Here is an 11,297-nt window from a genome sequence, read left to right as displayed (position 1 = left end):
TTTATAAATAATTAGGGAGGAGTCAGGAGACAAGAGACAGGAGACAGGAGAAAAGAATGTACCAGGAGAAAGAAGTGTTTTTATCACTAATTATTGCTCTGCTGATTAAATCTCAAAGCATTTGCAAATAAAGATTTTAGCCTTTTTAGGTATTGAAAAAGTACGCCTGTTTCAGCTCTTCATGCTCAAAAAGGAGCGCATTTTTGGCGCATTGTTGGGCAAAAAAATTACTCCCCTACTCCCCTACTCCCCCGCTCCCCCGCTCCCCTACTCCTAAGAACTGAGAGATTGATACTCTGGTGATTGTAAAATTACAACAACAACAGTTTCTCGCGTAAACTTACCTTGCTTTAGTTGTCCCAGGTAAAGCTTTTGCCCCTCACTGTCAGGATTTCGTTTTAAGTAAGCACGATAAACTGTTTGGACAAAAACTTCATCAGTAAGATTGGATGTCGCTTGCAAAAAGTCGTCTGGGTCAAAATTTCCTAAAGCTTGAACTACTTTAAAGTTTAACAAAATAGAATCATCTACCCTACTTAAAGTACGAGCAGTGTGTGCTCTATGATTTTTGTTAGGATGAGCGCAACATAAAACTGCTTGCTCTAGAATTTCCCCAGAAGTAAATACAGATTTAAACTTTAAATTATTAAGGCGTTGGACATGGTGAGCTTTCAATGCCAAATAATCAACCACACAGTCAAATTGCCAATCAGTAGATTTTACTGGTACTAAACCGCCAGATTCAACCAGATAGTTCCTATATCCCAACTCTTCTAGAGCTAAAATTAGGCTATTTGGTGTTTGGTTGAATATTTCAAGAGTATGTCCGTTTGATTCATAAAATATCATCGGTGCATCCTTTCTTGCTAGTAAGTCAGACATTCCTCGAATTGCTGCTACTTCTGAACCCTCTATATCCATTTTGATAAAATCTACTCTGTCCCAGTTGAGGTCATTAAGTATTTGAGGAACTGTCATTGCAGAAACTTTTACACTTTGAAAAGTATTATCTGCCTTAGAATTAGAAACATATCCAAAGGGACCAAGGGCAAAAAAATCTAAGGTTCCAGGTTTGTCACTGACCGCTGCGTGGACGAGGCGCATATTGTGAAAATTATTTTTCTGAATACTAGCTTCTATCAGTCTCGCATTCTCAGGGGATGCTTCAACAGCAACGACTTGACACCCTATTCCCGCTGCCACTAAAGAAAAAGTTCCAATATGTCCTCCCAAATCTATTAACTTGTCAGTTGGTTTGATAATGCTGAATATCTCGTTAAATACTGGTGGGCAATAATAAGTATTTTTGGCAATTGCTTGAGCGATGTGATCTCTCTCTGGTTCCAATACTATTTGAAGATCGGACTTGAATGGATTAATAAGTGGATATACTTCTGGCATAACTGTGAATATTTTGATTGATTTTTGATTTGTCTGAGCATTTGATTTTGCTCTTATTTATAATCTGTTGACTTTCGATTTTTCAGCAATAATTTGAACTCTTTGGACTGCCTAATTTTTGCCAACATTTCTAATCTATTAATTTTTGTTTCCCGAAGTTGCTTAACCCAGGTTGAGCTACCAACTTGATCTGCTTTACGGTTTAGATACGTTTGATAAACTTTTTGTACAAACTCTTCATCAATTAAGTCTTTCGTTTTTTCGTAAAAAATTTGATCGTTTGGTTGATTTTGATCTGGCATTAAACTGCTTTTCCTAAGAGTTGTATCAATTGGATTTTGGATAAAGTCTTTATATCTCATTAATACAGGAAATTGCGGAAAGTTTTTTGCAGGTTTCTTCATTTCAACAAACCTGCTAATTGGCTGAAATTTTTGTCTATATGCTTGTTGTATCTGGGAATAATAAACCCTTTCACCACCTCTAATATAATCTCTAGCTCCTGGAGAAATATACTTTTGAATCATCTCTTCTCCAAATCCTAAAACAATATCAGATTGGTTTAAATAAGCTAGAGAAACACAGGAAGAAGATGTAAAAGTTATCGCTTTACTAATATTTAAAAACGGTAAAAATAAGTCAATTGATACAATCTCAAATTCTTCTCTAATCTCAATAGCATTTCGCTTTGCACTTCGCAACCTCTCAGCTATCGTAGTAGCTCTATTTTGACTTAAAGAACCTGGATGACCTTTAACTAATACTGATTCTCCAGGACTTGTATTAGCTAATACATGAGACATATACATTTCTATTTCTGCTTGTACGTCTCCTAAAAATTGCTTGGTAGCTGCATAATATTTTGTTATTACCAGGGTTATTGAATTTCCCAAGACTTTTTTGATTTCTTGACAATACTCCCATAATCCAGTTACTCTATTCGCAGCATCATAAATTACTGACTTGAAATAAGAAGGCTCGACACATTTAACTTGACACTTTTGAAATGCCTCTCGTGTTCTTTCATAAGGGGTAATTAAATAAGCATCATCTATCTGAGTAGAACCTTCCAAGCATAATTGACCTAATGAATCACCATAAACTATTTTACGGGCATTAGGAAAAGCTTCTAAACTTTCTTTAAAAATTGACTGATAATTAGTATGAACATACACAACATCAAAGTCATAATTGAACACTTTTTTGATTAATTCAATAGTAGTGGATTTGTTAACACATTTTTTGAGAACCCAGGAAAGTTGCCCTGATGCAAAAGCTTTCTTGAAGTTCCAAATTCCTAATATTTCTACTCCCTGCTTCAACCTTAAACCACTATCAAGAATTGCTACATAATCATCACACTCTTGATTTTTGTATTCTCCTATCCCTTCTTGAAACCGCAAAACAGAAAGCACATTTAGCACACAGGTTGGTCCTCCTCCTGCAACAATTAATCTTCTTACTTTTAGACTGGTTGGAAATTGGTCATTTTCAATTTTCAAGTTTTTACTTGTATATTGCGAAATGTAAGCATCGTCATTTTTATGTTTAAGTTTGACAACCTCTTGATAACAAGCTACCGCTTCATCAGTTTTACCTTGTTTTTCTAACACTTGTGCCTTACTAATGTGTCCTTCTATTGCCGAATCCGAATCTAACTCCATAATTTTATTGTAGATATGAATCGCTTCACCTAACTGACCATTTTTTTCCAGCAGTTTCCCTAACCTACTATAGGCGTGAAAGTCTTTAGGATTCTGCTCTATTGATTTGCGACATATAGCAATTTGTGGATCTAAATAGCCTTCCAGTTTTTTTCCCACCTTTACTGCTAATTTTGGTTTAATCTCTATGGCGCGATCGTAAAATTCCATAGCTGCATCAACATCACCTTTTTCCTTGAAAATATCCCCCAGTTCTTTGTAAGAATGCCAGAAATTTTTGTTGATATCAACTGATTTATAGAAGACTTCAATGGCTTCATCTAACTTATTCTGTTGCTTAAAAATAAGTCCTAGTCTATAGTAATATTTGTAAGTATTAGGTTGAATTTTCATAGCTTCTTGAAAGCAAACTATGGCTTCATCTAATTTACTCTGTTTTTCTAGAACTTTTGCTAAACTATAGTAAAGCTCATGGCAAGAATTCGATTGAAATTGAATTGCTTGCTTATAGGAAAATTCAGATTTAACCCACTCTCCTTTTATGTACAATGCTTCTCCCAAATCATGGTGAGCTTTAACATACTTGGGATTAATTTCTATAGCTTTTTGCCAAGCAGCGATCGCTTCATCCAGTTTTTCTTGTTGACTCAAAATTTTTCCTAAATAGTAGTAAAATCTAGGAATATCTGGCTCTAACTCAATCGCCTTTCTCACATGATTTACTGCTTCATCAACCTTTTCTTTTTGAGCCAGCACTTGCCCTAACTCATAGTAAAACCAAGACGAATATGGGTTAATATCAATAGCTTTACGGTAACAAATAACAGCTTCATCTAGATTGCCTAGTTTAACCATTACTATCCCCAGATAATAATGAGACCAAGAAAAGAAGGGATTCAACTCAATGGCACTTTTGTAAGCAGAGATTGCTTGGTTGAAGAATCCTTTTTGATGAAGTTCCCTAGCCTCTTTGAAGTAAGTACCAGATTGTTGATTCATTATTATTTATCTCCTTATTTATTGGGCAATTAATTCCGCACAAATACATAATTTTTCATATGCTTTGTCGTTCTTTGATGCTCTGAATTCAAACGAAAATTTTTCTTATCTAACATCTCTATTACCTTTTCTACATCTTGTTCGTGTTGTTCTACATTGATACTTTTTACTTGGGGGTTTGATAATGTTTTTTCTGCTCCTTTCAAGATTTCAAACTCAATGCTATCAACATCTATTTTTATGTGATTTGGTACAGGAAATTTCATTTGTTCAATTAGGTCGTCAATTCTCCAACTTATAGTAGGAACACTTAAAGCTGGTTTGAACTCCTCATGAGTATTATTAACTGGTTTACCTAAAGCATGATGAGAACCACCATACGCTATCGCTTTATAGTTAAATATTTCCACCTTGGTTTCGTCAGAAAGTGCAATTCCAAATGGGAAAGCATTGTGAGTGCATTTATTGAAGGATATATTTTTACAGAGCTTAAGAAAATTGTCACACGCTGGTTCAAAGGCATACACTTTAACTGGATCTTCATACAATTTGGCAGCAACTAAAGAATAAGCTCCTACATTTGCGCCAATGTCATACATTATTTCTCCAGGCTTTAAAAAAGTTTCCATCCAGACTACAGTATCTTCCTCTTTCCTACAAGAATTTAGACGACCCATTTCTATAGCTGAATCAATTAGCAAAAATATGTCTTTTTTGTGATAATCAAGCTTACCTACAATTTTGATAGCTGATTTTAGTTGTGCTAATGAATGTTTGGATAACTTCTTTAATCCTGGCTCGAAAATGAGTGCCTTTTGGTAAATATTAACTGCTTGTTCAAGTTCTCCCTTTGCCAATAGATTATGGGCAGTTTCTACCTTCTGGTTTGCTCCTGCCAGTTTCTGCTTTGCTTGTGCTCGAAGTTCTTTAAGTGACTCTTGAGTTTTCTCTAGTTTCTCTTGCAAACTCTTTAATTCGCCTCGAACTTCATCTATTTTTTTGATTTCGTCTAGTTGAGGTTCAAAATCTTGGTTTTTCATCTTTAATTCTTGTTATTAATTAACATCAGTCAAACTAGGTTCTGGACAATAGAGAACTGACAATGCTCTATTCAGGATATCTTACCAAAGATGACCCTGAAAGTTTGACAAAAAAAGGGTACGTTTTAGTCCTTGGTAAAGATTTAATATCTAACTTTTCCTATAACTTATCAAGTCTCTTAGTAGAATAACCTTGAATTTTCAGAATATATCACCATCATCGTATTTCTGACTTGGGAACCAATACTTAATTTGTTGACTCCATGAATACTTTTACTTGTCACGGCAAAAGCGTATCCAGAGTTAGGTTTAAAATCGTACGTTTTAAACAATTTCATATTTTTAGTTTTAGGTTCTATTTCATAGATTGACGTACCCATTTCTATTTGACTCATATTTTCTGGCAAGTAAAACTGCATAGTTACTATTTTTTCTTTGCTGTCTGGGTGTGGTTTAATCTCGTAACTTTCCCAATCTCGAAGCAATAATACGTTAGGAAAAGCTTTCATACCCATAACCCTATCTTGATCTATTTGATAACAACTAGCAATATCCTCTTTAAGTTTCTCAAACACTATTTTTTTGAGGTCGTCTGATAACAAAGCTTCAGTAATAATTTCCCAAAAACTTCTTTGTTGATTTGATAATAAATTTAACCTTTGTTCGTTAATTAATGAAAAACTACCTCTGGTACTAGAACCATCATCTCGGAGGGCATCTTTATGCTTAAGGTCTTTATATACTTCATCACTTGGTAAGTTATCCAAAATAGCTTGGTATACTTCATTTGAAAAACAATTTTCTATGTAAAAATTAGAAAAAGGAGTATTTGAGCAATCAGAGTTTTTAACAGCATCAATTAAATTTTCAACGATTGCTGTAGATGTGAACCCTGACTCAGATTGAAAACTGCCTTGATGTTTTGTTAGCTTTTCAGTTTCACTTTTTAAAAGAACAGGTTCCCCTTTAGCGACATCAAACCAGAAATAGTAACTTACTGATGGGTAATTTTCAGCAATAGAATTAATTAATGATTCCCACCATTCTACCGATTTAACGGTACAGTGAGCATTTTCTCCATTAGGTAAACGTTTAGCAGCTGGTCTGCAAGCTACGTTAGCATAGACAAATTTGGAGGCAAAGGAAAATATTTCCTCAACAATCCAAGGCATATCCTCTGTCGGACAGTGTTCGAGTACATCAGTACAAATAACAGCATCAAACTTCCCTTTCGGCAAATTACTGTTTTCTAAATATGCTGGATCGTAACAAGTAAGTTGCTCAATCCCCCAAAATGTTTGTACATTGGGAAAAACTTTGTCTTTTTGGTTAGGTGGTACAAACTTAGTACGGTAAGCCATTCCCTTCCCTGAGCCATAATCCAGTAAAGATTTCCCTTGATATTTTGCTATCAAATCCTTAATATTAAGAGCTTGACGGGATAAACTTTGACCTGCAAACATCACCTTGGCAGGAATATTATGTTCTGGCGAACCATGAGCATGCATTTGTTGGTACATAGCTAATAGTTCCTGATAACGTGGACTTGGATTAGACCGACTATAACTTGTCTTTTCTTCTATATCTTTGTGACCATTAGATTTTGTCAGTTTTTCTGCTTCATTATTCAATAAAGCTGATTTGAGTTGTGCTAATGAATCTTTAGGTAACTTTTTCAACCCTGGTTGGAGAGCGATCGCTTTTTGGTAGTTATGAATTGCTTCTTCAAGTTCTCCTTTTGCCAGCAGATTATGTCCAGTTAAAAGCAACTGTTTTTCAACGGCTATTTTTTCCTTTGCTTTAACTCGAAGTTCTTTGATTGACTGTTGAGCTTGCTCTAGTTTCTGCTGCAAACCTTTTAATTCGGTTCTAACTTCATCAATTTTTCTAATTTCATCTAGTTGGGTTTCCAAATCTTGGTTTTTCATCTTCGTAATTTTTGAAAGTTTACATTAGTCAAATTATAATACTGAACAGTAAAAATATGTCTGTTTTTTTCAAAATACTTTTTTTATAGCGCTACGCGAAGCGTGAATAGGGCACAGGGAACAAGGAACAGTCAACTGTTAAAGGGTTTCAGCATTGAGAAATGTCCGCGCCCTTTCCTTCGACTGCTATACCACCATTGATATAAAGATTGAGCTTATAGAAAGTAAAATATTACTTCAAATAACACTGGCATATTTGATTCACAATCTATTTACTAAACAGAAACTAAGTAGGACAAAACTATCCCAAAACTTCCCTTTTCATCTCAGCTAAAGAGACTCGCTTACCAGTCTTAAACTCCTCTCTTGCTTTTTCAATAATCTCAATAAACTCCATATTTTCGTTTAAGGCAAAAGATTCTAAATCAATATCTTTCACAGATACAACAGCAACTATAACTTTACCATTTAAAGTTAAAATAACAGTTTTTTCACTAAAATCTTCCGTATAATCTGATCAAGGTTGAGAAGCAGTAGAAAGTTCAATAGTTTTAATCATACAGGACTTACGCAAATTGACTTTTAAAGCACCATTTGTAGGGGCTTGCTGGTATTCGCTCTCCCTATATGTAGAGTCTCTGCGTAAGTCCTATCATAGTGAAATCTCTTGACCTCCAATTATTGAGCAGGGGAGTAAGGGAGTAGGGGAGTGAGGGAGAAGCAAATACTAATAATAATTAAAATAAATCACATCAAATTATTAGTAATTTATCATTTTTGAGCAGAAAGTTAGCCATAAAATAGCCCTGCTTTGATCGCGGGCAAGATGCCCGCACTGCAAAGGTTTTATTACTTTTAACTTCTCTGTTCACATTTTAACATACCTTCCAACTCCGCCCTCCACTCATCACTAAACTCACAATCTTGTAACTCTGTAAAATAAGGTCCGCCCAGAGTATGATGAACTAAACTAGCATCTGGATTAGGATCATATTCTCCCACTAAATGATTCCAAGTAGGGGGCAAATCCCCAATTAACTCATCACTTTCCAACCATTTAAACTGATGCAACTCCAACCCAGAAGCAGTATTGACATATTCAGGAGTTAACGCTTTACATTTTTCATTATTAAACAAAATCATACTTGACCAATTTTTTTTCGGATAAGGAGTTTGAGGTTCCCCTAAAAACTTCTCCTTATGCTTCGCTTCATAATCATGCTTAACAACCATCACAGCATAACGATCGTCCCGTAACTCCCACAACTTAGTAATATCATCCAACATCACCATATCGCAATCCATAAAAATAGACCAACCCTTGTATTCCGACAAATAAGGAGTCATAAACCGGGAAAAAGAAAAATCTGTAGACTGTAAATGATGACGTTCGCGAGTAAATACTCCTTGAAGTTGAGACAGCATCAATGGGGCAATACTAACAGGTTGAGACGCCCTAACATTAATACTATGAGCTAATACACTAAAAGCTACTGCCTCGCGATAGTCATAACCAATGTAGACATTAATCATTAAATTTTCTCCTATAGTAATCTTATTTAAGTTGTAATATTTTGGTGGTAGTTAGGAGTCAGGAGTCAGGAGTCAGAATTTTAAGAGTTTTCAGTTCAATTTAACTATCATAGGACTTACGCATCTACCACGAAAATATTGGCTTGAGATTACTTTCCTGACGGAATGCTCCGCAAACGCTGTCGCTCGTAATGACAGAAATATGTTGTGTTGCGTAAGTCCTATATCATAGAAATTGTCACAATCAATTGAGAGTTGCTATATCAAACTATTAGACATCTCCAAAAATAAAAAATGAAGTAAATTCAAGATATGAAATCAACAATTTCATTCCCTATTCCCTATTCCCTATTCCCTATTCCCTGACTTCTGCAAGAAGTCTATTAATAATAGAACTTTTTTTTCCTTGCAACTCCAACAACCATTCCACTGCTTCCCTAATTGCACCATTACCTCCAGATACCTTAGTTACATAGACGGCGCAACGCTTCACCTCCGGGCGAGCATTTTTTACCGCCACAGGTATTCCTACCTGCTTCATCACCGGAACATCAGGCAAGTCATCACCAATATAAGCTACTTGACTTGCCTGAATATTATGTTCTTGAAGTAGAGACGTAAAAGCTAAAGTCTTGTTCTCATAACCTTGATAAACATCATCAATTTTTAACTCCTTCGCCCGACGTTCCACTACCTCAGATTTTCTCCCAGTAATAATAGCAACCTTTAACCCAGATGTTCCAGCCATTTTAATTCCCAAACCATCTTGAGAATTAAACTTTTTCATCTGTTCGGTATTTCCCAACAGAATAATACCTCCATCTGTCATCACCCCATCTACATCCAAAACCAACATTTGGAGGTTAGTAGCTAGACGTTGCCAATGGTTTCTCCTCAACCACCACATTTTTCTGAGTCTCCACACAACTATTTGTTACCTCTCGAATTCTCAATAGAGTCTCCAAAAAACCAGATAATTCAGCTAAAGGCAAAGAATTAGCACCATCAGATTTAGCCTCTGCGGGATTAGGATGAGCTTCAATAAATACTCCATCACAACCCACAGCGACAGCAGCTCTGGCCAAAGGTTGAATAAATTCTGCTTGGCCACCAGACTGAGTACCCATCGCCCCTGGTAATTGTACGGAATGGCCAGCATCATATATTACTCTAGCTCCTGTGGCAGCCATTACTGGTAGGGAGCGGAAGTCTACCACTAGGTTATGATAGCCAAAACTGCTGCCTCGCTCGGTTAGGAAAATATCTTGACAACCAGAAGCTTGTAGTTTGTCTACAATATTTTCAGTTTGCCAGGGGGAGATAAACTGACCTTTTTTGACGTTAACTGTACATCCTGTTTCGGCAGCAGCTACTAATAAGTCAGTTTGACGACATAAAAAAGCTGGTATTTGCAAAATATCAACTACTTCTGCAACTGGTTTAGCTTGGGAGGGTTCATGGATATCGGTTACAGCTAATAAGTTAAATTCTTTTTTGATTGTTGATAAAATTTCTAATCCTTTTTCTAATCCTACTCCGCGAAATGAATTAATAGAACTACGGTTTGCTTTATCAAATGAGGATTTGAATATGATAGTTACTTCTGGATGTTGTTGTTGTAGAAAAGCTAATTTATCTGCTACGGTGGCACAGATGTCATAACTTTCGATGGAACAGGGGCCTGTTATTAGGATAAAATTGTTAGGTATTGTCATTTTTGGTTATCAATTATCAGTCGCTCACACGAATTATGGCATGGATGCGCTCACACGGATTTGGCCACGGATGCACTGATTCAGTAAGAGTTTACTAGGTTGAGTTGAGGAAGCTCATACGGATTATGCCAGGGATGCGCTTACACGGATTTGGCCACGGATGCACTGATTCAGTAAGAGTTTACTAGGTTGAGTTGAGGAAGCTCATACGGATTATGCCACGGATGCGCTCACACGGATTTGGCCACGGATGCACTGATTCAGTAAGAGTTTACTAGGTTGGGTTAAGGAAGCTCACACGAATTATGCCACGGATGCGCTCACACGGATTTGGCCACGGATGCACTGATTCAGTAAGAGTTTACTAGGTTGAGTTGAGGAAGCTCATACGGATTATGCCAGGGATGCGCTTACACGGATTTGGCCACGGATGCACTCATTCAGTAAGAGTTTACTAGGTTGGGTTAAGGAAGCTCACACGAATTATGCCACGGATGCGCTCACACGGATTTGGCCACGGATGCACTGATTAAGTAAGAGTTTACTAGGTTGGGTTAAGGAAGCTCACACGAATTATGCCAGGGATGCGCTTACACGGATTTGGCCACGGATGCACTGATTCAGTAAGAGTTTACTAGGTTGAGTTGAGGAAGCTCATACGGATTATGCCACGGATGCGCTCACACGGATTTGGCCACGGATGCACTGATTCAGTAAGAGTTTACTAGGTTGGGTTAAGGAAGCTCACACGAATTATGCCACGGATGCGCTCACACGGATTTGGCCACGGATGCACTGATTCAGTAAGAGTTTACTAGGTTGAGTTGAGGAAGCTCATACGGATTATGCCAGGGATGCGCTTACACGGATTTGGCCACGGATGCACTCATTCAGTAAGAGTTTACTAGGTTGGGTTAAGGAAGCTCACACGAATTATGCCACGGATGCGCTCACACGGATTTGGCCACGGATGCACTGATTAAGTAAGAGTTTACTAGGTTGGGTTAAGGAAGCTCA

Annotated in this window: 8 protein-coding genes; all 8 read right to left on the bottom strand. The window is 36.8% G+C overall.

From position 1 onward, the window contains the following. Nucleotides 1-273: 273 nt before the first annotated feature. Nucleotides 274-1,401 carry an FkbM family methyltransferase gene (locus F6K40_RS30400; protein WP_293141328.1) on the bottom strand — a complete coding sequence of 376 codons (1,128 nt, stop codon included), beginning with the start codon at nt 1,399-1,401 and terminating at the stop codon, nt 274-276. A 53-nt stretch (nt 1,402-1,454) separates the two neighbouring features. After that, a complete protein-coding gene (locus tag F6K40_RS30395) occupies nt 1,455-4,064 on the bottom strand; it encodes a tetratricopeptide repeat protein (protein ID WP_293141326.1) in 2,610 nt (869 codons plus the stop codon). A 29-nt stretch (nt 4,065-4,093) separates the two neighbouring features. Next, nucleotides 4,094-5,104, bottom strand: a complete 1,011-nt coding sequence (locus F6K40_RS30390) for an FkbM family methyltransferase (protein ID WP_293141324.1) — start codon at nt 5,102-5,104, stop codon at nt 4,094-4,096. Between the two features lie 179 nt (nt 5,105-5,283). Beyond that, a complete protein-coding gene (locus tag F6K40_RS30385) occupies nt 5,284-7,032 on the bottom strand; it encodes a class I SAM-dependent methyltransferase (RefSeq protein WP_293141322.1) in 1,749 nt (582 codons plus the stop codon). 301 nt (nt 7,033-7,333) lie between these two features. Beyond that, complete coding sequence (locus F6K40_RS30380) at nt 7,334-7,471, bottom strand: hypothetical protein (protein WP_293141320.1); 138 nt, start codon at nt 7,469-7,471, stop codon at nt 7,334-7,336. 416 nt (nt 7,472-7,887) lie between these two features. Then, nucleotides 7,888-8,565 (bottom strand): glycosyltransferase, encoded by a 678-nt coding sequence (locus F6K40_RS30375; RefSeq protein ID WP_293141318.1) that lies wholly within the window; start codon nt 8,563-8,565, stop codon nt 7,888-7,890. A 355-nt stretch (nt 8,566-8,920) separates the two neighbouring features. Then, complete coding sequence (locus F6K40_RS30370) at nt 8,921-9,472, bottom strand: KdsC family phosphatase (protein WP_293141316.1); 552 nt, start codon at nt 9,470-9,472, stop codon at nt 8,921-8,923. Further along, nucleotides 9,429-10,280: a 3-deoxy-8-phosphooctulonate synthase gene (gene kdsA / locus F6K40_RS30365; RefSeq protein WP_293141314.1), complete on the bottom strand. Its 852-nt coding sequence runs from the start codon at nt 10,278-10,280 to the stop codon at nt 9,429-9,431. Before kdsA ends, F6K40_RS30370 begins: the two co-directional genes overlap by 44 nt. Nucleotides 10,281-11,297: the final 1,017 nt, after the last annotated feature.

It is taken from the genome of Okeania sp. SIO3I5 (assembly GCF_010672085.1).
In the GTDB taxonomy this organism is placed as follows: domain Bacteria; phylum Cyanobacteriota; class Cyanobacteriia; order Cyanobacteriales; family Microcoleaceae; genus Trichodesmium.
Note: the sequence above shows the minus strand (reverse complement) of the source record. Positions and strands in the feature narration are given on the sequence as shown.